Origin of the sequence: Halalkalibacter kiskunsagensis (assembly GCF_037027555.1) — a bacterium.
GTDB lineage: Bacteria > Bacillota > Bacilli > Bacillales > Bacillaceae_D > Halalkalibacter > Halalkalibacter kiskunsagensis.
In genome coordinates, this window is record NZ_JAXBLX010000054.1 from 1 (window position 1) to 22,746 (window position 22,746).

Genomic DNA, 22,746 nt, shown 5'->3' on the forward strand with positions numbered 1-22,746 from the left:
GCTCCACTCGCCGTGCGCCTTCCTGCGAAGATCGCTCAAAAGGCTTAAAACATAACGTCGGCTCCGCTCATTGCTTCGAGTTCAAACAAAAAGGTAAAAAGCGACCTTTTTGTTTGAACTCTTAAGTTAAAGTGATTGCAGAAATTCGTTTTTCGTGATAAGTTAAATTATCGAAATGTTACGTTTTTTCACATAGTAATGATGTTTATGATCTTATCATAAAATAGTATGAGGTTAGCAAGCTTATTACATACAAGTTATATGTTTTTGAAAAAGGAGTTTATGTATTATGCCTATTAAAATCCCGGACCATTTACCTGCAAAAGAAATTCTTAATGCAGAAAATATATTTGTGATGAATGAGAGTCGAGCATATTCTCAGGATATTAGACCTTTGAAAATTGTAATATTAAACTTAATGCCGATAAAAGAGACAACAGAAACTCAGCTGTTACGTTTATTAGGGAATAGCCCATTACAAGTGGAAGTGTCATTAATGTATCCGAATACACATGTATCTAAAAATACTTCTCATGAACATTTACATGCGTTCTATAAAACGTTTGATGAAATAAAGTCCATGAAGTTTGACGGAATGATTATTACTGGAGCACCTATTGAAATGCTTGAATTTGAACAGGTGAATTATTGGAAAGAACTTCAAGAAATTATGAATTGGAGTGTTCACAACGTTACATCAACTTTGCATATTTGTTGGGGAGCTCAGGCTGGGCTGTATCATCATTATGGAATTAATAAGCACCCGTTAGAAGGAAAGAAGTTTGGTGTGTTCTCACATACAATTGAAAAGCAAAATGTGAAATTACTTCGTGGATTTGATGATGAGTTTTTAGCCCCGCACTCTCGCCATACTGATGTTTGTAAGGAAGAGATTGAACAAGTAAATGATCTTGAGATTTTAAGTATGTCTGATAAAGCAGGAGTATACATTGTTGCTTCAAGGAATGGCAAACAAATATTTGTTACAGGACACTCTGAGTACGATGTTTGTACATTGCAAGAGGAATATAAGAGGGATCTTGAAAAGGGACTAAATGTTGAACTCCCTCATAATTATTTTCCTCAGGATAATCACAACATTCCCCCTCGACTACGATGGCGAGCTCATTCAAATTTGTTGTTTTCCAATTGGTTAAACTATTATGTTTACCAAGAAACTCCTTATGATTTAGGAACGTAAACGTGAAATATAGTGGACAAATAGCAGGTCGTAATTAGACCTGCTAAAATCGTTGCCTATTAATTTCTTTTTGTAACAAATTTTCTTCTATTAGCCATTCAATAAAATAATCGACATAGGTAGGGTCCCACTGAATTCCTTTCCCATCGACCAAAATCAACATGGCTAGCATCCAGAATAGCAGCAAGTGTTGTAAAAAAGCTTTCGTGCATTCTGTTACTTTTTGTTTCACGTTCTTCAAGACCGCGCACCAAAAAAAATATGTATTACCTGTGAAAATTCATCAGAATAAATCGTCAGCCTCAATGTTAAACGAACCTTTTTCCACAATTGATCTAGCCGATCGCAATCGGTTTAGTGGGCGCATAACAATCGCACACAATAACCAGCACTATACATTGATCAGCAAATTCCGACTGGAAGAACTGATATTGACCACGTCTAATACTGTTTGATAGCCCCTTTGAATGAGACGAACTTGAATAGCTAACTGAATAGAATTAAGGGAAAGACGCCAATAATAGCGGGCTTAACAATAATTTCTTTTTCATATATCGTTTAAAATGGTTGATATATTAGATAGGTATGCAACTCACTTATTCATAAAAGCTATGATATAATGAGATTGTTGCCTACGGATAGTCTGATTGGATGTAAGGCATCTTGAATAAGTAGATGTCTTTTTTAATGGAGGTGGAACGATGGACCCTTTAGATGTCATGATGAACAAGGATAAGGTCATTCCTTATTTTCAACCAATATTTAGTGCAGATAAACAGCTCGTTGTTGGCTATGAAGTGCTTGCACGAATGCAGACCAACGATGGGATAATAAGTCTTGGATCGTTTTTTCAAGATAAAAGCATTCCGGATGAATACAGATTAGAGTTAGACGATCATATTCAAAAACTTGCACTCGATGCATATATGGAAACCGATCAATCTACTATTCTTTTTTTAAACTATGATGCTTCTCTCTTACTTAAGGACAATGGTGATACGTTCCTACAAAGGCTTGAGTCTTATAAAAACAGAGGTCTTAATATTGAGCAAATCGTTTTGGAATTAAAAGAGGACGATGTTGCAGAACATTTTTATGATAACAAACACTTTTTCTATTATATTTTGAGCTTTGGTTTCCGAGTTGCACTTGATGACGTTGGGCATAACGGTAGTAACCTCGATCTTGTTGCCATGTTAAAGCCTAACATCATAAAAGTTGATGTTAAATTCATGGAAGATGAAGAGCTCCCGCATTTATTCTCAGAAGTCCATCAACCTTTATCGATGCTTTCGAGAAAAATAGGTGCTACGCTGCTGTTTGAAGGTGTTTCGAATTTCAATCAGTTAAATTATGCGTGGAGAAATGGTGGCAGATATTATCAAGGGTTTTATTTACAGTCACCTGCTAAAACTTTTGTCGATTCGCAATGTTGCAAAGAAAAAATGCAAAAAGAGTTTCAACATTTTATCAATTTTGAGCGTAAGAAGATGGAATCGCAGTTTACATTATCAAATGAATTGACCCTCCAGCTGAAGCAGACATTAAAAACGATTAAACCAGAAGATACATATGATGAACTTATTTTAAAAGTTGCCCAAGACTGCGATAAGTATGCTTTCCGGATATATGTTTGTGATGAAGAAGGGTTTCAGCAATCATCCAATGCAGAGAAAAATACAGAAAAGAAATGGATACTAATTGAAGAAGGTCGATTTAAGAACTGGAGCTGGCGTCCTTACTTTCTAGAAAACATTGTCCGTATGAACATTGAAAAAAGAGGGTTCTTATCTGACCTATATACAGATATTGAACGAGATGAACGTATTCGAACGTATTCATATCCAATTTCAGATCACTTATTTTTATTTCTCGATATTCCATATGATTACCTATTTGAACAAGAAGGGTTGCTATAAGTAGGAGCAGCCGATCTCACCCATTATTAAACACACGATTTAATAAAAAAGGTCTGGTCTTAATGGAGCCATAGCAGATAACTGCTATACTTCAAAAAGTCCAGACCTTCCTTATGACAACTGTAACGGCAATTCAAATTAAATAGAAAAGATATGAAAGCAGGCATGTATGGTCAATAATTCTGTCTATCGTTTAATGGCTTATTTATTTTTTACACATTCAACAATTACAATCATAAATGGATATTTTCCTGTCTTCTTTAAGTCTCAAGGACTTACGGGGTCTCAAGTTGGTTTGTTAATGGCAATTGGTCCAAGTGCAACCATTATTGCTCAGCCAATGTGGGGGTATTTAAGTGACAAATACAAAACTATAAAAAAAATGATTATACTAGCTCTTGTGGGAGTATGTTTAACCGCGACAACCTTTATGTTTGTCAACTCATACATAGGCTACCTCGTCATGATGTTTATTTTGTTCTTTTTTGTGTCACCTACGACGGCTTTAGGTGATTCACTCGTACAAAAAACGTCTATCCAACAGAATGTGAGTTTTGGACGAATTCGATTATGGGGTTCATTAGGCTTTGCTATCACTTCGCTTGTTGTTGGCTATGTGTTAACATGGATTGGTGTAGAGCATATATTGTACCCTCTGCTTCTAATGGCAGTTATAGGTTTAGTAATGGCCTTTTCGATTAAAGATGTACCAGGTACAAATAAACCTGTAACGGTGTTAGATGCGTTGAAATTAACAACCAATTCATCGCTAATGCTGTTTCTATTATTTGTCATCTTTATTTCTGTATCACATCGGACAAATGATATTTATCTAGGGTTGTATGTCGTTGAGTTAGGTGGACCAGAAGCAATGATTGGTTGGGCATGGTTTATTGGAGTCGCAGCTGAAGCGCTAGTGTTCGCGACGACTGCTTACTGGTATAAAAAGTGGTCACCACTTTCGTTTGTCATTTTTGCAGGTGTTCTTTATGTATTTCGTTGGATGTTGATGGGCTTTGCTTGGAGCCCGTGGTTCATCTTACCAATACAGATCTCACATGGACTAACATTTGGAGTGTTTTATATTGCTGCCTTTCAAATTGTTAACAAGTTAACACCTGAACATCTGCAAGCAACAGGTCATGTTCTATTTATCACAGTCATTTTTGGGGTTGCTGGAATAATCGGTTCACTTTTAGGTGGTTATATTATTGAGCTAACTTCAATCGCAACTCTTTATTTCCTCATTAGTGGGAGTGCACTTTTGGGTACAGTAGGATTACTCTTTTTTCAAAAAAACAGACCAGAAATGTAAGGGGGCTTTGCTAGAAACTCAGTCAAATAATTATGTAAAGGAAGTGTAAAAATGGAAATTATTTTAACGGAACGCGTGAAAGATTACTTCGCCAATCTAAAGATAGCGCCAAAAGCAATTCGGGTCAGAGCCTACGACACATTTGAATGAAGTACGATGGTGGCGTATGACCTCGCTCTGGATGAGCCGAGGCAAGAAGATTCACAAGTATGTATAGACAACTTTCATTTTCTGTATAACGAGAAAGCCAGTGAAGAAATTGGTTCCTTTGTTAAGATCGATTTTGTTCCTTCACAAGGACTAAAAATGATAAATGCGAACCAAACACTTGCTTATGCACTACAATTAAAAACACTTTGAACTACATAGAAAAAAAGATCTGACTCAAGCGACCTTATACGAAATGATTTTTGTTTTATATCATTCGTACTATAGGAATTGTGGGTCAGACCATTTCGTTTCGTAATTTTTCTTCTTGTTCAATTATTTTTTGATAAAGAGACTACTTACTTGTTTCACAAGTGGAGACACTTGGTTAACTGTCTTCACTACTTGGTCAACGGTGTTCACCGTTTTGCTTACATCAAAACTACCACTTTCATTCATGAATGCTTGTTTTAAAAATGCTACCTTACTTGGTTTATACCCAATTGGTTGATTTCCCATCCCCATGTGTTGTTTTTGGAAAAAAGGATTGTGATACATTTGTTGAGATGGGGATTGAGGTTGCTGCTGCATGAATCCATTCATCTGCATAGGCTGATGAGAATATGGATAGTGTTGAAAGTGTTGTTGGTTGTAGAACTGGCGAGACTGAGCCATCATTTGACGATTGCGATTTTGATTAGGTTGAAACATTCCTTATTAACCTCCTTAATCAATTGGAATTTGCTTGCGGTTATTTGGAATTGAAATTCTGAGTAAGCCATTTTTATAAGTTGCTTTTACACCGTGTTCTTGGATTATAAAAGGAACAGGGATTACTCGTTGTCTAACTTGGGTACGATTGTGGCGCTCGTGTATTCCTTGGTTATCATCTTTATATTCAGACCGTTCATCTTGCGTAACTTGTATACGTATGGATTGCCGTAAAATATCAAGATTTATTTGATTTTTATCAATTCCAGGAAGTTCAGCTTCAATGATTAACGCGTCTTGTTCTTCAAAGACATGAACAGGTATTGGAGGAAGAAATAAAGGGTTCTCTTGTATTTGTTCATATGTTTGTTGGAAAAAACTATCTATCGATTTTAAAATGTCTTGGTAGCCTTGAGGGATCTTTTTTGACCAAGGTTGATGATCTGACATTTGTTTGTCACCCCTTTTTCAATCAATTATTAGTATATATGTATGAATGGAAAATCTTTATGGTGCACAACGAACACACAAATATTGAGGAGGAATACAATTGGCGGAAGGAGCTATCGATTCTCATTGTGACGCATTATTGAAGCTGTGGGCACATCCACAACGTGACTATAGCAATTCACCCAATATTGAAGTGAATTTAGAAAGAGTAATTGCTGGAAATATTAAAGTACAGCTATTTGCCATTTTTATAGAACCATTTATTAAACAAGACCAAAAATTTCAAGTGGTCCTAGAACAAATTGAGATTTTTCATGAAAAAGTCCTTAGTTCAAGTCCGAAGTTTCATCATATTAAAAAGTGGTCGGACCTAAACGAACTTAAAGACGGCGAAATTGGAGCGGTTCTAACTCTAGAAGGGGTAGATGCGATTGGTGATGATCTTACGAAACTGTCGGTCTTACATCAGTTAGGTGTTCTTTCGGTTGGATTAACTTGGAATCAAGCGAATCTGTGTGCAGACGGTGTAGGTGAGCCACGTGGGGCAGGGTTGACAACGTTAGGAAAGGACATCGTACGTTTAAATAATAGAAACCGCATTCTTACTGACGTTTCGCATCTTAGTGTTAATGGATTTTGGGATGTAATGGAATTGGCGAATTACCCAATTGCTTCACATTCTAATGCGCGTCACCTTTGCGACCATCCGAGAAACTTATACGATGATCAAATTCAAGCGTTAGTGAATAAAAATGGTTATATAGGCCTTGTGTTTTGTCCTGATTTTTTAACAAGCAAAGCCCAAGCAACAATCAAAGATATTCTTAATCATCTTGATTATATGTGCAGTCTTGGAGCTGAACACCATATAGGATTTGGCTCGGATTTCGATGGGATATCAAAGCATGTGGTTCGACTACGTCATAGTGGTGAGTATCCTTATTTAGTAGAAGAATTAGAAAAACAATATTCAGCTACTCAAGTAAAAAGGTTTTTAAGAGGAAATTTCGAGATGTTAGTAAGTCAGCTAACATGAATTTCTAGTACATTTCTAGTATAATAGTCAGAAGTGAAATGAGGTGAAAAAATGAAGATTACAGATCGCGCAAAAACGTTTCTTGAAGAAATGATGACAGAACATGGCTTAAATACAGTTCGTGTTGTGTTTGCAGGCATGGGTTGAGGTGGTCCCAAATTAGGGCTAGCTCTGGATGAGCCAGCGGAATCTGATCAACAAGAAACGATAAATGGGATAAATGTGGCGATAGAAAAAGACGTCGTTGCGCAAATTGTTAATCTGACACTTGATTATCAAGAGTCAGAAAATGGAGCAGGTCTTGTTATGCTTGGTGCAGGGGAGGACTGTTGCTAAAAAGATGAGGGTGGCTCATTGAGTTACCCTCATCTTTTTGTAGGTGTATCTTAAGTAGTCAACTGTTGCTTACTTAAGTGCAAATGGCTCTAAATGTGTTTTTACATAGTTTTTTAAAATACGAGGGAGTTGCCGTAAGGATTCCTATTATATCAAGCGAGGGAGCACTCGTCTCTTTCATAAGTTCTCATAATTTATACTTGCATCACGTATTGCAATAGGAAAGAGGACTTATCTTCAATGAATTTAGAATTTTTTTGTGTTACAATAACCAAAGGTTTTCGAGATAAGAAAGGGGTTTTGATCAAATGATAAAGAAATTATTTATGGGTATTGGTGTATGTACGCTCGCTTTTGGACTAGCAGCTTGTGGTGGAGATGACACAGACACAACTGAGGAAGAGGGAGCTGCACCTGAAGAATCAGAAACGGCGGAACAAGATTTAGGATCTGCTATTGATACAGAAAGTATCCCGGATGTCATTGCAACTGTAAATGGTGAAGACATAAATAAAGAAGTTTATGTTGGCAACCTTGAGCAAGGTGCTATGCAGCTTACAATGCAAGGGATCGATATAGAGAGTGAAGAAGGGTTAGCTGAATTAGAACTAATGAAAGATCAATTACTTGACCGTATTATCAATTCGACTTTAATTAGTCAAGCTGCTAATGAAGAAGGCGTTGAAGCTTCTGAGGAAGAAATTGATACGGGGATTGAGGAATTAATTGCTCAAATAGGTCTTGAATCACAAGAGCAGCTTCAAGAATTATTAGATGAGCAAGGAGTATCTACGGACGAGCTTCGAGCAGATGTTGCAGAAACTGTTAAGAGTGAAAAGTATCTTGACCAAAACATCTCAGTAGATGATATATCTGAAGAAGATCTCCAAGCGGCTTATGATGAGCTTGTGGCAATGGTAGAAGCAGAAGGAGAAGAGACTACAGAAATTCCTTCATTTGAAGAATATAAAGATCAATTAGAAAATCAAATGCTGATGGAGCAAGAACAACAGCAAGTCGGTCAACTAATCGAGACTCTACGAGCTGATAGTGAAATCACAATCCATATTTAAGCAAATAAATAAAAGAGATGACTGCGTGTAGATTGAATTTGATTCTTCACGTGGTCATCTTTTTTTGAAATTCTATCTGTAAGGGAGAAAGAGTATTTCTTTATCTAAGTTATTAGGTGCTACGTTTGTATACAGATCATAAGGTGAGAAGCTTCTCTCACCTTATATAACCTGTTTTCCCAATAGCAGGCGAGAAGTGGGAATGGCGGTATTAGTTTATCGTTTCATCAGTTTATTCGTTACTCTTAGATAAAGATTTAACTAATTCTTCTTTTTGCTGCTCTGAGATTAATCCAATTTTCTTAAAAAGGTGAGCATAATACAACGTTCTCTTTGTTATACTCAACTGAATCCTCTCCTTTTCTTTTCTATATAATATGCAGTATTTAAAAAATGTTGCCAAAGAGAAACATTTTTTAGAATGAGCATGGACTTTTGTGAAATGGTCTTTGATAGACAACAGATTGCATAAATTGATATGATAGTAATCAAGGATGCTTGGTCGATATATAGGGAGTGACGTTTAGTGAATATACAAATAACGAAACCTGCTTTACAGTGGTTTAAAGATGAGTTAGATATAAAAGGAGAGGGAGAATTTATTCGTTTTTTCGCTAGGTACGGTGGTTGTGGATCCATTCAGAGTGGATTTTCATTAGGGATTAGCCAAGAAAAGCCCTCTATTATTGGAACAAAAGAAGAGATAGACGGTATTATCTTTTTTATTGAAGAAGATGACCTTTGGTATTTCAAAGGTCATGACTTAAAAGTGAAGTACAGTCGAAAGCATGATGAGATTGAATTTGTCTATGAGGAAAAAAATTAAAAGGGCTCCACCTCGGAGTCCTTTTCCTTATTTATAAGATTTTTTTCTACTCTTCTCTGTGAATCGAAGGTGTGTCCCAAACAATTTGTGAATACGAACAAACAATTCCACGATAGAGATCCTCAATAGGCTGCTAGAAGAACAAAACAACAAATAAACAACTAACCTCAGTAACAATCCAATTGTTACTGAGGTTCTTCGAGCTACTACGTTTTATGCTACAGAAAAAGGGCATCAACACTTTTACAAAAAAGTCTAAAGAATATAAACTTGATCGAAAAAAGTCAGAAGAAATGAATTCATTGAGGCAAATTGGAGAAATTAAGCAGACAAGCTATTTACCCCAAAATGAAAAGAAAGAGGATGACAATCAAATACGTAAGATCAATTATTGGTAACTTTACGAGAAGAGCATTCTATGAGAAAGGAACACCATAGAATGCTCTTCCAATTAAAAACTAGTGAGCATTGAGTAGTACCCGATATCAACGAAGTAGAAATTGAAATCATACAATATGGTAAATATCTAAAATAATGTGTAAAAATATCTAAAAAATTGTGATATTCTCTTACTGTTGTGAACCTTTTCTGATATAATATAAGAAATGGAAATAATCTGATTATTTAGGGGGTGGCGCAGTGAAAACGGTAATTGAGAAGGCGGGCATTTGGATGATGATTGCGTCACTTGGGTTTGTAATAAGTTCACTTATAGTTATTCTATCCGTCCATTATTGGGCACATACAGAAGCGGGAAAAGTACCTCCGAAAACAGCAGTTCTACTACATGCTGTTCATAATAACCTTGTTACTCCAGATATGAAAAGACCTAAATTCTTTTCAAATAGTAGTACGCCGAGGTTTACGAATGAAATAATTGAGATCCCTGTAGCTGATGGAACAAGTATTGAAGGGAAAATGTACCGTCCAATTGGTAAGGGTCCATATCCAATCATCCTTTACTACCATGGTGGGGCATTCATGGAAGGGTATGGAAGTATTCATACACACGACAATATTGTTCGTTCATTAGCTGCTAGAACAAATAGTATTGTCATTGCTGTTGGATATCGAGTTGCGCCAAAGTATCCTTTTCCAGCCGCAATAGAAGATAGTTACGACGCGCTTCTTTGGGCATATGAACAGGCTGATGAATTAGGTGGAGATAGTGAAAATATCGCTGTTGCTGGAGATAGTGCAGGTGGTAATATTGCAACGGTTGTAAGCTTAATGGCAAGGGATCGAAAAGGTCCAGATATCAAAGCTCAGGCACTCCTCTATCCACTTACAACATTTCAAGATATTGAATTTGATTCAAGAATGAAATATGATAGCGGTTATTATTTGTTGTCTCGCGGTGTAATGATGCGTGCACGAGATACTTATACGCCAGATGAGGCTTTATGGCTTCATGAATATACGTCGCCACTTGAAGCCGATAATCTGTATAAATTACCTCCTGCAATTGTGATTACAGCTGAATTTGATCCATTAAGAGATGAGGGAGAAGCGTATGCCAGACGGTTGGCTGAACATGGAGTTCCAGTTGAGACCATACGTTATAATGGGGTGATGCATGGATTTATTTCATTTTATGAAGTCATGTATCGTGGAAATCACGGTCTTGCTCAATCAGCTAGATTTCTTCGTGCATCGTTTGATGAGGAACCATCTTATCAACCGTATAACTTACAAGTTTACAATGGTACAACAACTAGATCCATGCAAATACGCGATCAAGCAGAGGCTTATGCCATTGGAAGTTTTCTTTTAGGAAAGCAAGCTATATCAATATTTGAGAATAATTAAATAGGAGCCAATGAAAGGCTCCTATTGTTGTTGTGCTCTTTTCACAAACATTCTTTCTTCTTCAATGAGACCACATGTTGCGCATTGAACTCGTCTTTCCGGTCCACGATAAGGCATATGGAGAGGCCCTGCGTTGTTGTTTTCAAATTGCTCAATAATATCTCCACTTTTTGCATCCATTTTTACTGGAGTGACAACTTGCTGAATTAAATTAAACCGAGAACGATTCGTTTTACAATTTGGACATAAGTATGGATCCGCCATATACTATCCCTCCTCATTTTATTATTCCCAACAATTGAAACTTCTTGCAAAATAATTATCTTCTATAATTTAGATTTTGATAAGTAAAGTGGAGAAAGTGGGTACAAGCTAAGCGTAAAAAAGTTATGTCAATGGCAGTAAGGGTGGTTCCTTTGATTGAATGGTATAATCCAAATAAATGGCTAGATAATCCAATAATTTTTAAATGGATTTTTATAATCGTTTGGATGCTTGCAGCACTTGTAAACGGTATTTTACTAACAAATTACTTTATCTATCCGCTCTATATTTTGACTGTTATTTTTTTGGGGATTGGTTACTTTGACAAACCTAAATGGCTGTTAGTTCTTTTGGCAACAGGAGTTGTATTGACTCGTATATTTTTAAGTCCAGAGCCATCTACTTCCCTTGAATTGTTCTTCCTTCACTGGTTTACCTATGTCATCATTTTGTTCATTTCTGTGTCTTTAATGAGGAGTTATCAAGATACGAAAAGAAACCAAATAGAGTTAAATATCGCTCTTTCTAAATCTCTAAACTCGAGAGATTCCTATACCGCGCATCATTCACAAAATGTAGCGTATTATGCAATGAAAATAGCAAAGGAAATGAAAATTTGTCGATCGAAAAGAGAAGCTCTTTATTTAGGAGGACTGCTTCATGACATTGGAAAAATAGGAATTCCTGAAAGTGTGTTAACAAAACCAGAGAAATTAAGCACGGAAGAATTTGAAGTCATAAAGCTACATCCAGTAATTGGGTATGATATGATCAAACATATCGTTAGTTTTAAGGAAAATGGTGTGCTAGATATGACGCTGTATCATCATGAAAGGTATGATGGGAAAGGGTATCCGAAAGGGTTAAAAGGAGAGGATATTCCACTTGTAGCTCGAGTCATTACGGTAGCTGATGCATTTGATGCAATGACATCAAAACGAATTTATCGTAACGAATTAGATTGGAAGACAATTGTAAATGAGCTTGAACAAAATAAAGGAAAGCAATTTGATCCGGCAATTATTGATGTCTTTTTAAAGATATTACAAAGAGAAGGAAAGAAAATTGTAGAAAACTGTAAGGCGTACAAAGTTTGATCATGTCATTCATGTTTAAATAATTACTACATGCATTAATCTATCTATTTAAGTAATATGCTCAGAAAAGACTGTGTGTGGAAATTATTTCCAATTGTTTTTCTAAGTATTTGTTATAGGAAGCTCTGAAAGTAGCACTCCGAGCTTCCACCTAGAGATCAATTTTTTTTGAACAAACACTATAAATATAAAAACATCTCGTGATAAGAAGCTGGATACGCTTGCTTGAATCCGAGTTTAGTCCAAAAATCAAATGAGTTTTGTCGAGCGCTTATCCTTATCTTGTTAAAAGGTGAGGGGTGTAACTCTTCGATGAGGATAGTTATTGCTTTTGTGCCAATACCTTGGCTTTTTTGTTTAACTGAAAACCAGCAAATATAAATGGTTGGTATGTCTTTGTTTGTAAGTTTGTCATATTCGTCATAATCAAATTGTAGCTCTAGTTCTATAAGGTCATTTTCACACGTGTACAAGATAGTGTCTTCTGTGTTACGAAATAATCTTGTCGTTAATTGCGCTTCTACAGGTACATTAAATAAATCAGAGTAGCGAGCAGCGATACGGTTAAAAAGATTGTGATCACAGTAACCATTCATGTCATTCGTTGTTGTTGGACCTAGGTTAGTATCGTGCTTCATTCTAATCACCTCAGTCAATCTTATGTGAGGCAATTTATTTATAGAATCACTGTGATGTTTAATTTTTTTCAATGTTGACAACGGCAAAGCCATGAAGTAACTCTGTGATATGTTTTTCCTCGCTTTAATACCAAGTCAACAATTAAATAACGGAGATAAAATGAAGCTATAACAACAGCTTCATTTTCTTCATTAACAAACGGGGGGGAATGAAGAAGGATTTGTCGTGTCGTTAGCAGTTCCTTATACGTTAACGAGAAGTATTGCTGAAGAAAAGATTGGATTTTGTAATTGAGGATTTAAATTATTTAATGTGATTTCAAAATGAATTGTGAAATTCGACAAATTTAGGGCAGAATTTATATTAGTGATAATGTATAGAGATAGTAACAGATGGAAGGTGATTCTTTGAAAGCAACCCCCAAACATTTTGAAATCGAACAACACATTAAAGAGTTAAATCAAATGATGAGTGAACAGTGGCAAAATTTTGTTTTCTCAGGAGAATGGTGGATTTTATTGACTTTATCAATAGTGCCATGGTTTATATGGTGGAAAATTGTAGATAAAAAAAGAATTACAGAAATATTACTATTTGGCTTTTTTGTGATAATAATTGCAACATTTCTAGATGTGGTTGGATGGAATAACTCAGGGTGGTTTTATCCCAATACATTACTAGCCTTATGTACACCATTATTTCCAATAGATTATACATTACTTCCAATTTTATATATGTTGCTTTTTCAATATTTCTCTAAATGGAAGTCGTTTGTAGTAGCTGCTTTTTTAATGTCTGCTGTTTTTTCTTTTATTTTAGAACCCTTGAGTGAATGGATGAATATTTATAAAGAACTAAAATGGGAGAATATATACTCCTTTCCAATCTATATTATAATTGGACTTGTAGTAAAATGGTTTGTTGAAAAAATTATGAGAATTCAAAAAAACGTTTCTTAATGATTACACACCCTTATGAAACGCAAAGAGACTTTCTTAGATTTGGCTTAAACGATATAATTAAGTAACCAATCCAGAACCTTCCAATATGATTAAGGAAGGTTATTTGGCATGAGCATTTTTAGTATATCATTTTATTTAAAAGATTTTTATTGAAAAATATTGACTTCTATTAGCTGGTTTACTGAAACAGCAACAATAAATTTCAAGCTTGAGGATAGTCGATTCTTTAAGCTTTTTTCTGTGCTAATTGCCATGCTGTATGAAGTTTGAAGTCTGAAGTCTGGCTTTTTGATCAGACCTCTTTATTTGTGAGAGAGATTAGTACTTGCAAAGATAGCAAAATGAATTAAGTGAATTACAACATGTAAGGAATTGACCAAAATGGTTAAAGTTCAAAACGATGTAGAAAATTTATTAAGCGAGGTAATGTTTATTAGATAGATATAGCCACGTCCTGCCGAGTATGCAACAAGACGTAGCTAATAAGTTAGACAAGCTACTTCAATCAATGTAACCGATGTGTGACCGCTTGTTTGTTCAAGCAGCCGAAACGCCTGTTTCACGAAGCCTTTTCCTTAAAACGCCCAATTCCCATCACGGAAGATCGGCTCGCGTTTGCCATCCTCATACACGCCATCAATGTTCATATCTGCTGAACCAATCATGAAGTCCACATGTGTAAGGCTCGTGTTTAAGCCGTTTTTCTCGAGTTCTTCTTTGTCCATGTCTTTTCCGCCTTCAATGCAAAATGCGTAAGCAGAGCCGATGGCAAGGTGATTTGAGGCGTTTTCATCAAATAATGTGTTGTAGAAAAGGATATTCGTATCAGAGATAGGGGACTTGTGCGGGACAAGTGCTACTTCGCCAATAAAACGTGCACCTTCATCTGTATCTAATAAACGTTTTAATGTTTCGTATCCTTCTTCTGCTTTAAAATCGATTACTTTCCCGTCTTTAAAAGTAAGAGAGAAATTATTGATTAGTGTTCCACCATAATTTAAAGGCTTTGTACTCGAAACCGTTCCGTTGACACCTGTTTTCTTTGCTGAAGTAAATACTTCTTCTGTTGGCATGTTTGCAACGAATGCCACGCCGTCTTTGTTAATACTGCCACCGCTTACCCATAAATGAGTTTCTGGTAATTCAATAACTAAATCAGTACCTTCAGCTGTATAATGCAAGGCATGGTAATGCTTATCGTTTAAAGCATTCATTTTATCGTCAAGAATGGAAAGGTGCTCTTGCCATGCAGTAACTGGATCGGCTTGATTAATACGAGTAGCTGCGAAAATGGCATCCCATAGCTTTTCGACTGCTTTTTCTTCTGAGTCTTCAGGGAAAACCTTTTTAGCCCAGCCTTCAGAAGGAACGGCAACGATCGACCAGCTAATTTTATCAGACATAATATATGAACGGAATCCTTGCATCGCTTTTCCACTTGCTTTGTTTGCATTTGAAACACGTTCAGGATCAGCGTCCTTTAAAAGGTCTGGATTTGAACCAGTAATGCTTAAGAAGGCAGCTCCATTTTCAGCCATTTCTTCATATCCCTTTGCTACCCATTCAGGAAACTCATGAAATGCTTCATCAGGTGCAAGTTCATATTTTGTTTTTGTTAGTTCCTCGTCGCTCCATTCAACATGAACATTTTTTGCACCAGCCTCATATGCCTTTATGGCTACAGATCGCACAAACTCAGCTGCATTAATGGGTGTACGTACAACAAGTGTTTGCCCTTTTTGAATATTTACACCAACTTTAACAGCTAGTTCTGCGTACTTTTCTACGTTTTCTTGAAAAGTTGACATGAATTCACTCCTCATTTCTTATGTATAAATTAGGTAATCATCTTATTTTATCAAAAGAAGGGACAGTTTGAAAATAATTCCTCGCACAGTTAGGTTCAAATCAAAAAGTAGTATTGTCTAAATGATAAAGATAGCGGATTGAAAGGCTTTATGCTATTATAATGAGTGGATTTATTTTAAGAAAAGAGGTTCGCAAACTCCCTCTATAAAAAACTAAGGTAGTAACTGTACACTTATGAGTACAGTTTTCTTGTCGTTTTTAAAATGACAATATTTTAGTTCAATTACGGCTGAAATGAGGCCTAACCCCCTCCTCATATTGTTGCTTTACTAAAAGAATACTATGAGTTTGGGAAGAACGAATATACCCGTTTGGAGTTATCGAATGCTCTTTCTTCAATAGAAAGTTTACGTTGTTACGATGATGGACAGCGCACTTTTAAATAAAGGAGAAATGAGACATGAGAAATGAAAAGGCGGTAGTCGTATTTAGTGGTGGTCAGGATAGTACGACATGCCTGCTATGGGCGCTTGAACGATTTGAAGAAGTGGCAACGGTCACTTTCGATTATGGGCAACGCCATCATGATGAAATTGAATGTGCGCGTGAAATTGCAGTGGAATTAGGTGTGTCTTTCCACGTGCTAGATATGAAACTGATTAATCAGCTTTCGGCAAATGCGCTTACAAGAAGTGATATTGAAGTGAAAGCCGGTGAGAGTGGCGAATTACCTTCCACATTCGTACCTGGACGTAATCACCTGTTTTTATCGTTCGCCGCTGTGTATGCACAAACGATTGGAGCACGCCATATTATTACTGGTGTTTGTGAAACAGATTTCAGTGGGTATCCTGATTGTCGCGATAACTTTGTGAAATCATTAAATGTTACATTAAATTTAGCGATGGATGCCCAATATGTTATTCATACACCATTAATGTGGCTAAATAAAGCAGAGACCTGGAAATTAGCCGATCAACTTGAAGCTCTTGATTTTGTAAGAGAAAAAACGCTAACATGCTATCAAGGTGTTCGTGGTGATGGTTGCGGAGAATGTCCAGCTTGTGAATTGAGAAAACAAGGATTAGAAACCTACCTTGATGAGAAAAAGGGAGGTGCAAACTAATGATGCAACAGTTTTATCCACAAGTACAACACTCATATCGATATGAATTAAATAAAGATATGCACCTTGCAGCTGCTCATTTTATTCCAGATGACGCAGCAGGACAATGCAAGAACATGCACGGGCATACGTATTTTATTAATATTACGATTGCTGGAGATGCTCTTGATGAGTTAGGATTTCTTATTAATTTTAAACGTATTAAGGACATTGTTCATAAACGCTATGATCATTCTGTTTTAAATGATCATTCAGAATATCAAGACATATTCCCTACAACAGAAATAGTGGCTGAACAAATTTGGAAATCTATTCAAGCTGAGCTACAAACTCAAGGGAACAAACCGAATTGTTTACAAGTTGTTGTTCGAGAAACTCCTACAAGCTATGTTGTTTATCGACCAAAGCCGGAGGAGTTAGCATGAAGATTCCGGTAATGGAAGTGTTTGGACCTACCATTCAGGGAGAGGGAATGGTGATTGGACAAAAGACGATGTTTGTCCGTACAGGAGGGTGTGATTACTCCTGCTCATGGTGTGACTCTCGTTTCACTTGGGATGGGTCTGTACGAAGTAACCTGATAGAAGCTGCTGAAATCGTTGATCAATTAAAGCAAATTGGTGGAGAAACGTTCTCTCATGTTACCATTTCAGGAGGGAATCCTGCGATTCATAAAGGAATTGATCAGCTAATTGACTTATGTCATGAGGAAGGTTGGAAGGTTGCAGTTGAAACACAAGGGTCGATTTGGCAGAATTGGGTGAAGAAAATTGACGATATCACGATTTCACCTAAACCTCCTAGTTCAAAGATGGAAACAAATTTTGAACAGCTCGACCACTTTGTGGAGCAACTAGAAGATCGTCATGTTAGTTTAAAAGTTGTTGTATTTGATGACGATGACTTTACGTTCGCAGAAATGATTCATAGGAGATATCCATATGTACCGTTTTATTTGCAAATTGGAAATGAAGATATTAGCTCAACAGATGATAGGGAGCTACTATTAACATTGTTACAACGCTATGAGTGGTTGATTGAGAAAACAACGAATTCAATCGTTATGAATGATGCTAAAGTATTGCCGCAACTCCACACTCTCATTTGGGGGAACAAACGTGGTGTCTAAGGAAGGAGAAGGGAAGATGAGTGGAAGAAAGAAAGAAGAGTTAGAAGGAGTTACTTTACTTGGAAATCAAGGTACGCAATATGATTTCTCTTATAATCCTTCTGTATTAGAAGTATTTGAAAACAAACATCAAAATCGAGATTATTTCGTGAAATTTAACTGTCCAGAATTTACATCACTTTGTCCAATGACAAATCAACCAGATTTTGCAACGATATACATCAGCTATATCCCTGATGTGAAAATGGTTGAAAGCAAGGCATTAAAGCTATATTTATTTAGCTTTCGAAACCATGGAGATTTTCACGAGGACTGTATGAACATCATTTTGAATGATCTAATTGAATTGATGGACCCACGCTACATTGAAGTCTGGGGTAAATTCACCCCTCGTGGTGGCATTAGCATTGATCCATACACAAACTACGGGAAACCTGGAACAAAGTATGAAAAAATGGCAGAATACCGCATGATGAATCATGACTTGTATCCGGAGACGATTGATAATAGATAGTAGGGAAAATGGTTGGAAAGTGACCAGTGGGGTAACCACTGGAGAAGAATATAATAAAAGAAGTGACCAACTAAATACCGTGTGATAAGAGTGCCTTTTTAATTATAAAAGGTGCTCTTTTTTTATGTAGAAACCATTAAAATTTGGTTAGAATATTTTATGTCTGCTCGTATACAGATTTAGGTCAGTTTGAGTTGCAGCTCATACTGTCCTTTTTTGTATTGATATTAACGTTTATTTGGGCTTGTCATATGGGTTATTAGGTGGAAAAGAGAACTATATGCACATGTTTTTTTAGAGAGGTTTACCTTGTTAGTTACAAAATGTAGCTGGTGAGGTAACCTCCCTTATTGTTTTTTCTTAATCTAAACGTTCATAAGAAAATAAAACCTTGTAAAATCATCGGGATTGTATTATATTGTTTTGAAAAGGGAGTGGGAAAACTGGAAAACAACAAGAGAGCTCAACAATTAAAGAGTTTTTTCAAAGGTAGATTAAAAAGAAAATTAACATTAAAAGAGTTAAAGTATATTAGATGGTTAGCTAATATAGAAGAAAAAAGTAAAAAGAAGAATTGAAATTTATATTGATCTATTTACAAATAAAATGCTTCGATTCTTTTGTAGGAAGACCTCTTGCATCTAATTCTTCTTTTAATATGGAGATAAAAACTATTTCTAAATCCAACCTTATAGCTTCGTAATAAGCTTCTAACATGGCTTGATCGTCTAAGCGTTTAAACATATTATTAAAAACCTCTTTCTATAGTAAGTAAGAACTTTAAATTTTCAGACGCGAAATTAATTGTAACTTAGTTTGTCGGTTAAAAAAAGTGAAATTGTAAAAAAGTCTGATGAATTTTGTTACAAGTTGGTTACAGCTACTGAAAGGTTTTCATTAAAAAAAATATCATTTAAATAACAAAAAGCCCTCAACTACCATCATTGTGAGGGCTTAATACATGGTTATTGATTTGTTCTAGGAGCGTTTGTCTGTAGTGTGGTTAACCATGTTAATTAAATATTTTACAATAAATGTTATTTTTATTCATTGTGGTGGCTTATTAGATGAGTACAAACCCAAGTTATTAATCCGACACTCTTTGGTGAATAAAAATGTAATTTTTTTTAGTTTAGTAATGGCATTAAGAGAGATGTTCATACTTATTTCGAAAGTTACTTAATGTCAACAGTGGCCAAATATATTTGTAGCTGTGAAAATGAATATAAAACCCACCTGGAAGTGCTGCCCCTGTAGGATACTCTGTAGTCCAATGATTCTTAAGAATACTTTCAATTAAGTATGTGGTCCCTTTTTGAATAGCCTCTGTAGGTTTGTCGTAAGTAGCTATTAACGCATCTAAGGCCCACGCTGTTTGTGAAGGAGTACTTGCGTCTAATGGAATATATTTGTTACGAATATCACTATAACAAGACTCTCCCCAACCGCCATCATCATTTTGGATTGAAAGTAGCCAACGAACGCCCTTTTGGATGGTAGAGTGACTTGAATCCATTCCTATTGCCATTATCCCCGTGATTGCAGCCCACGTTCCATAAATGTAACAGATTCCCCAACGCCCATACCAAGAGCCATCTTTTTCTTGATTTTTTTGTAGCCATTGAGAAGCTTTTTCTAATTGAGGGTGAGGTAAGAAAAGATTAGCATCATTTCCTAAGTACTCTAAAGTTCTTCCTGTTAAATCTGTTGTCGATGGATCAATAAGAACACGCCCAGCAGCATCAAAAGGGAAATACTTCAACAGTTTTTTATCTGTATTTTTTTCAAACGCTGCCCACCCACCGTCAGTATTTTGCATCGATAAAACCCAGTTAAGTCCACGGTTCCAGCTACTTCTATATTGAGGATGGACTAAAACTGTTTGCTTTAAGGCGCGCAGGGAAGCTCTTGTATCATCGACATCGGGGATAAATGTGTTGATGTCTGAAAATCCCCAACCTCCTGGTAGTGTTTGAGGGTTATTAAAGGACCAATCGCCATAAAGCATATGCTGACGTAATAACAAGTAATTAGTTGATTGCTGTATCATTTCATCAGATTCAGGAACACCAGCCTTTTGAAGAGCATGAGTTAATAAAGCAGTATCCCATATGGTTGATGGTGAGTTTTCGATATGAAGAAAGTTGGTTGTTAGGCATACTTGATTTTTGATGCCAGTTATTGCGTTAGAAATGAGCGGATGATGTTTAGAGTAACCAAGGGCGAGAAAAGCGAAAACCATAAAAATAGTGGAGCTAACATAACTAAATAGCAACCCATCAGGCTCAATCCGTTCTATGATAAATCTTTCAGCTTTCTTTAGTGCAAAATCACGTAAACGCTGGGGGAATTCTAAAAGTTTCGTTATTTCTTCTTTTATAGTACTGGCAATATATCTTGCTTCGTCTGAATCAAATTCAACATCATTTGGAAACCGCTCTATAACCATATCTGATAAATCAGGTGTTCGGCTTGTTTTAAGATTGAAATTAAGGTTGGAAGAGATAAGCATAGCAGCAAAATGTACCCGAGAATAACCGACCAGGTCATAAAAGTTAATAGGAGCAGTATGAGGAAGAAGGATTAGTTCAATTGGAAGTTGTAGATGTTTAGGCCACGGTATTTGCCCTGTTAATGTGAGTATGATCTTTGTGAAATTGCTTGTGTTTGTAAGACCACCGTTGTTTATTATAAATGTTTTTGCCTTGTTCATGTTTTCTGATTGTTTATCGACATATCCTGAATATAATAATGCGTAATACGCTTCAACTGTTGCAGAAAGATTGCCTTCAATTTCATCATGAAATAATTTCCAAGCGCCGGTGTTTTCTTGTTTGTGAAGTAGCCTTTTTACGAGCTGCTGAATAAGCCATTCTTCTTTCTGATTTTCTAAAGACCTTAAAAGAATAATCGTAAAAGCATCCGTCATGGGACCACTTTCGAAACAGAAACGCCAGGATCCATCATTCGATTGCATCGTTCTTAACTTTTTTACCAAGTCATTGATGGATGTATTAATTTGGTGATTCAACATATATTCCCCCCTTTATTATACACAAAAAGATGTAATCTGAATTTTCGATTGTAAAATTGGAGAGTAAGACGTGAAAATTACTACGTACACTTATATGACTAAACATTGTAATTATTAATAGTTTTTCTAAATACCAAACATCCTGTCCGTATAGTAAATAATAAAAGAAGGGAAGGAGAACTTTCCTAATAATGGGTATACATAAAAAACAGTTAGCAATATATTTTTTTTATATGTCTAGCTTGATAGTTGTCAACTTATAAAGTATCTAAAGTATTGTATGTTAAATCCTGTTTATCAACTTTTAAAACCCCCGATCGTCGTTATAATCGAGGGAATATACATGTTCTATATTTGTTCATCGTGCAACCGTTTTAGTAGTTCAAAGTATTCTTTGTCTGAACCAATATCATAGCGATCCCCTAGTAATTCTTGACCGTAGCATGGTTTGTCTTTGAGCATGTCTTTCAGTGCATCGGTTAATTGAAGTTCGCCTCCACTACCTGGTTTCACTCGGTGGAGGTACGAAAAAATATCAGGATGCAATATATACCGTCCAGCAACAGCTAAATTAGATGGAGGAGATGATTGCGGTTTTTCAATAAGGTTTGTAATCTCATGCAAATGATCACTCACTTGTTTTCCATCTATAACCCCGTAATTTTTTAATAAATCCTCTTCTACCTTTTTCACACCAATGACATTTGAATTTACCATTTGATATACATTCATGAGTTTGCCTAAACTGGATTCATTCTCTATAAAAATATCATCAGGTAGAAGGACAGCGAAAGGTTCATTATTGACAAAAGGTTTTCCTAGCCGAATAGCATCACCAAGTCCTTTGGCAATCGGTTGGCGAACGAATTGAATATGAATATTAGGTACAGTAATTTTTTTTATTAAGTGTTGCTTATTGTTTTTCTCTAAAAAAGTTTCGAGTTCAAGTGACCGGTCAAAGTAATCCATGATCATATTTTTGTTTCTAGAAACGACGATTAAAATTTCTTCTATCCCAGATGTAATCGCTTCACGAACAATATAATCGATAGCTGGTTTTCCGTTTATTGGAAACATCTCTTTTGGGATAACCTTCGTAATTGGGAGGCTTCTAGTACCGTAGCCAGCAGCCGGAATGATAGCCTTTTTAATTTTCAAGTAGTTCTCCTCCCTACATTTAATGATAAAAAAAGCATTGAGTCATGTTAAAAAAATAAAGAAGAAGCTAAGTCTGCGGCAAGCAGCCAAGCTTTTCTGCGCTGATCAAATATACATATTTGCCTTATGATATTCGGTTATACAAAAAATAGGAAGTTGTCCACTGGGAAAATAGATTACAAGTGACCTAG

At 36.0% G+C, this 22,746-nt stretch carries 23 protein-coding genes, 1 pseudogene and 1 riboswitch; of the genes and pseudogenes, 15 read left to right on the forward strand and 9 right to left on the reverse strand.

Translation table 11 applies throughout. The annotated features are described in order from the left end of the window. Positions 1-289: 289 nt before the first annotated feature. The gene (gene metA / locus SLH51_RS21250; RefSeq protein WP_335963529.1) at positions 290-1,201 is read left to right on the forward strand and encodes a homoserine O-acetyltransferase MetA; all 912 of its coding nucleotides are present in this window, start codon (positions 290-292) and stop codon (positions 1,199-1,201) included. 43 nt (positions 1,202-1,244) lie between these two features. On the opposite strand, the gene SLH51_RS21255 is transcribed toward metA, so the two are convergent. Further along, positions 1,245-1,442 (reverse strand): hypothetical protein, encoded by a 198-nt coding sequence (locus tag SLH51_RS21255; RefSeq protein WP_335963530.1) that lies wholly within the window; start codon positions 1,440-1,442, stop codon positions 1,245-1,247. A 460-nt stretch (positions 1,443-1,902) separates the two neighbouring features. On the opposite strand from SLH51_RS21255, the gene SLH51_RS21260 reads away from it, so the two are divergent. Together SLH51_RS21260 and SLH51_RS21265 are read left to right on the forward strand one after the other, a co-directional pair. Beyond that, positions 1,903-3,120 carry an EAL domain-containing protein gene (locus SLH51_RS21260; RefSeq protein WP_335963531.1) on the forward strand — a complete coding sequence of 406 codons (1,218 nt, stop codon included), beginning with the start codon at positions 1,903-1,905 and terminating at the stop codon, positions 3,118-3,120. Positions 3,121-3,289: 169 nt separating this feature from the next. Then, a complete protein-coding gene (locus SLH51_RS21265; protein ID WP_335963532.1) occupies positions 3,290-4,435 on the forward strand; it encodes an MFS transporter in 1,146 nt (381 codons plus the stop codon). A gap of 483 nt (positions 4,436-4,918) precedes the next feature. Here the strand turns inward: SLH51_RS21265 and SLH51_RS21270 are convergent, their stop codons facing one another. Both SLH51_RS21270 and SLH51_RS21275 read right to left on the reverse strand, forming a co-directional pair. Further along, the gene (locus SLH51_RS21270; protein WP_335963533.1) at positions 4,919-5,293 is read right to left on the reverse strand and encodes a YppG family protein; all 375 of its coding nucleotides are present in this window, start codon (positions 5,291-5,293) and stop codon (positions 4,919-4,921) included. A gap of 15 nt (positions 5,294-5,308) precedes the next feature. Then, positions 5,309-5,743: an Hsp20/alpha crystallin family protein gene (locus SLH51_RS21275; protein WP_335963534.1), complete on the reverse strand. Its 435-nt coding sequence runs from the start codon at positions 5,741-5,743 to the stop codon at positions 5,309-5,311. A 100-nt stretch (positions 5,744-5,843) separates the two neighbouring features. On the opposite strand from SLH51_RS21275, the gene SLH51_RS21280 reads away from it, so the two are divergent. From SLH51_RS21280 to SLH51_RS21295, 6 genes and pseudogenes are all read left to right on the forward strand, one after another. Beyond that, positions 5,844-6,779: a dipeptidase gene (locus SLH51_RS21280; protein ID WP_335963535.1), complete on the forward strand. Its 936-nt coding sequence runs from the start codon at positions 5,844-5,846 to the stop codon at positions 6,777-6,779. A gap of 51 nt (positions 6,780-6,830) precedes the next feature. Beyond that, entirely contained in the window at positions 6,831-7,115 is a 285-nt protein-coding gene (locus tag SLH51_RS24650; RefSeq protein WP_446685376.1) for an iron-sulfur cluster assembly accessory protein, read from the forward strand. Positions 7,116-7,423: 308 nt separating this feature from the next. Then, on the forward strand, positions 7,424-8,188 hold the full coding sequence (locus tag SLH51_RS21285; protein WP_335963536.1) for a SurA N-terminal domain-containing protein: 765 nt from the start codon (positions 7,424-7,426) through the stop codon (positions 8,186-8,188). A gap of 526 nt (positions 8,189-8,714) precedes the next feature. Next, positions 8,715-9,014, forward strand: a complete 300-nt coding sequence (locus SLH51_RS21290) for a HesB/YadR/YfhF family protein (RefSeq protein WP_335963537.1) — start codon at positions 8,715-8,717, stop codon at positions 9,012-9,014. A 178-nt stretch (positions 9,015-9,192) separates the two neighbouring features. After that, positions 9,193-9,273, forward strand: a pseudogene (locus SLH51_RS24560) (peptide-methionine (S)-S-oxide reductase MsrA); the annotation flags it as partial. Positions 9,274-9,653: 380 nt separating this feature from the next. After that, positions 9,654-10,823 (forward strand): alpha/beta hydrolase, encoded by a 1,170-nt coding sequence (locus SLH51_RS21295; protein WP_335963538.1) that lies wholly within the window; start codon positions 9,654-9,656, stop codon positions 10,821-10,823. A 21-nt stretch (positions 10,824-10,844) separates the two neighbouring features. Here the strand turns inward: SLH51_RS21295 and SLH51_RS21300 are convergent, their stop codons facing one another. After that, positions 10,845-11,087 (reverse strand): DNA alkylation repair protein, encoded by a 243-nt coding sequence (locus tag SLH51_RS21300; protein ID WP_335963539.1) that lies wholly within the window; start codon positions 11,085-11,087, stop codon positions 10,845-10,847. Between the two features lie 152 nt (positions 11,088-11,239). Here SLH51_RS21300 and SLH51_RS21305 point away from each other — a divergent pair, with 152 nt between their 5' ends. Beyond that, a complete protein-coding gene (locus tag SLH51_RS21305) occupies positions 11,240-12,184 on the forward strand; it encodes an HD-GYP domain-containing protein (RefSeq protein WP_335963540.1) in 945 nt (314 codons plus the stop codon). Positions 12,185-12,363: 179 nt separating this feature from the next. Here SLH51_RS21305 and SLH51_RS21310 read toward each other — a convergent pair whose 3' ends face one another. Then, the gene (locus SLH51_RS21310) at positions 12,364-12,822 is read right to left on the reverse strand and encodes a GNAT family N-acetyltransferase (RefSeq protein ID WP_335963541.1); all 459 of its coding nucleotides are present in this window, start codon (positions 12,820-12,822) and stop codon (positions 12,364-12,366) included. 393 nt (positions 12,823-13,215) lie between these two features. Here SLH51_RS21310 and SLH51_RS21315 point away from each other — a divergent pair, with 393 nt between their 5' ends. Then, positions 13,216-13,782, forward strand: a complete 567-nt coding sequence (locus SLH51_RS21315) for a CBO0543 family protein (RefSeq protein ID WP_335963542.1) — start codon at positions 13,216-13,218, stop codon at positions 13,780-13,782. 578 nt (positions 13,783-14,360) lie between these two features. Here the strand turns inward: SLH51_RS21315 and SLH51_RS21320 are convergent. Then, positions 14,361-15,593: an aminopeptidase gene (locus SLH51_RS21320; RefSeq protein WP_335963543.1), complete on the reverse strand. Its 1,233-nt coding sequence runs from the start codon at positions 15,591-15,593 to the stop codon at positions 14,361-14,363. Between the two features lie 179 nt (positions 15,594-15,772). Continuing rightward, positions 15,773-15,816, forward strand: a riboswitch (PreQ1 riboswitch). A 238-nt stretch (positions 15,817-16,054) separates the two neighbouring features. Here SLH51_RS21320 and queC point away from each other — a divergent pair. The 4 genes from queC to queF are packed head-to-tail and all read left to right on the forward strand — an operon-like array spanning position 16,055 to position 18,363. Next, positions 16,055-16,720, forward strand: a complete 666-nt coding sequence (gene queC / locus SLH51_RS21325) for a 7-cyano-7-deazaguanine synthase QueC (protein ID WP_335963544.1) — start codon at positions 16,055-16,057, stop codon at positions 16,718-16,720. Beyond that, positions 16,720-17,145 carry a 6-carboxytetrahydropterin synthase QueD gene (queD, locus tag SLH51_RS21330; RefSeq protein WP_335963546.1) on the forward strand — a complete coding sequence of 142 codons (426 nt, stop codon included), beginning with the start codon at positions 16,720-16,722 and terminating at the stop codon, positions 17,143-17,145. The genes queC and queD overlap by 1 nt, the downstream gene beginning before the upstream one ends. Beyond that, complete coding sequence (queE, locus tag SLH51_RS21335; RefSeq protein ID WP_335963547.1) at positions 17,142-17,849, forward strand: 7-carboxy-7-deazaguanine synthase QueE; 708 nt, start codon at positions 17,142-17,144, stop codon at positions 17,847-17,849. Before queD ends, queE begins: the two co-directional genes overlap by 4 nt. Before the next feature lie 16 nt (positions 17,850-17,865). Continuing rightward, the gene (gene queF, locus SLH51_RS21340) at positions 17,866-18,363 is read left to right on the forward strand and encodes a preQ(1) synthase (protein ID WP_335963558.1); all 498 of its coding nucleotides are present in this window, start codon (positions 17,866-17,868) and stop codon (positions 18,361-18,363) included. A gap of 591 nt (positions 18,364-18,954) precedes the next feature. Here the strand turns inward: queF and sda are convergent. The 3 genes from sda to SLH51_RS21355 all read right to left on the reverse strand — a co-directional run bounded on the left by sda (position 18,955) and on the right by SLH51_RS21355 (position 22,555). Then, the gene (sda, locus tag SLH51_RS21345; RefSeq protein WP_335963548.1) at positions 18,955-19,107 is read right to left on the reverse strand and encodes a sporulation histidine kinase inhibitor Sda; all 153 of its coding nucleotides are present in this window, start codon (positions 19,105-19,107) and stop codon (positions 18,955-18,957) included. Positions 19,108-19,507: 400 nt separating this feature from the next. Beyond that, positions 19,508-21,397, reverse strand: a complete 1,890-nt coding sequence (locus SLH51_RS21350; RefSeq protein WP_335963549.1) for a terpene cyclase/mutase family protein — start codon at positions 21,395-21,397, stop codon at positions 19,508-19,510. Positions 21,398-21,745: 348 nt separating this feature from the next. Then, positions 21,746-22,555: a UTP--glucose-1-phosphate uridylyltransferase gene (locus SLH51_RS21355; protein ID WP_335963550.1), complete on the reverse strand. Its 810-nt coding sequence runs from the start codon at positions 22,553-22,555 to the stop codon at positions 21,746-21,748. Positions 22,556-22,746 lie beyond the last annotated feature (191 nt).

Bases quoted from the DNA above. Each gene is read 5' to 3' on its own strand.
- SLH51_RS21315 (WP_335963542.1), top strand. From the start codon at position 13,216: ATGGAAGGTGATTCTTTGAAAGCAACCCCCAAACATTTTGAAATCGAA.
- SLH51_RS21300 (WP_335963539.1), bottom strand. From the start codon at position 11,087: ATGGCGGATCCATACTTATGTCCAAATTGTAAAACGAATCGTTCTCGG.
- SLH51_RS21310 (WP_335963541.1), bottom strand. From the start codon at position 12,822: ATGAAGCACGATACTAACCTAGGTCCAACAACAACGAATGACATGAAT.
- SLH51_RS21275 (WP_335963534.1), bottom strand. From the start codon at position 5,743: ATGTCAGATCATCAACCTTGGTCAAAAAAGATCCCTCAAGGCTACCAA.
- SLH51_RS21320 (WP_335963543.1), bottom strand. From the start codon at position 15,593: ATGTCAACTTTTCAAGAAAACGTAGAAAAGTACGCAGAACTAGCTGTT.
- SLH51_RS21285 (WP_335963536.1), top strand. From the start codon at position 7,424: ATGATAAAGAAATTATTTATGGGTATTGGTGTATGTACGCTCGCTTTT.
- queD (WP_335963546.1), top strand. From the start codon at position 16,720: ATGATGCAACAGTTTTATCCACAAGTACAACACTCATATCGATATGAA.
- queF (WP_335963558.1), top strand. From the start codon at position 17,866: ATGAGTGGAAGAAAGAAAGAAGAGTTAGAAGGAGTTACTTTACTTGGA.
- SLH51_RS21265 (WP_335963532.1), top strand. From the start codon at position 3,290: ATGGTCAATAATTCTGTCTATCGTTTAATGGCTTATTTATTTTTTACA.
- SLH51_RS21350 (WP_335963549.1), bottom strand. From the start codon at position 21,397: ATGTTGAATCACCAAATTAATACATCCATCAATGACTTGGTAAAAAAG.
- sda (WP_335963548.1), bottom strand. From the start codon at position 19,107: ATGTTTAAACGCTTAGACGATCAAGCCATGTTAGAAGCTTATTACGAA.
- queE (WP_335963547.1), top strand. From the start codon at position 17,142: ATGAAGATTCCGGTAATGGAAGTGTTTGGACCTACCATTCAGGGAGAG.
- queC (WP_335963544.1), top strand. From the start codon at position 16,055: ATGAGAAATGAAAAGGCGGTAGTCGTATTTAGTGGTGGTCAGGATAGT.
- SLH51_RS21270 (WP_335963533.1), bottom strand. From the start codon at position 5,293: ATGTTTCAACCTAATCAAAATCGCAATCGTCAAATGATGGCTCAGTCT.
- SLH51_RS21260 (WP_335963531.1), top strand. From the start codon at position 1,903: ATGGACCCTTTAGATGTCATGATGAACAAGGATAAGGTCATTCCTTAT.
- metA (WP_335963529.1), top strand. From the start codon at position 290: ATGCCTATTAAAATCCCGGACCATTTACCTGCAAAAGAAATTCTTAAT.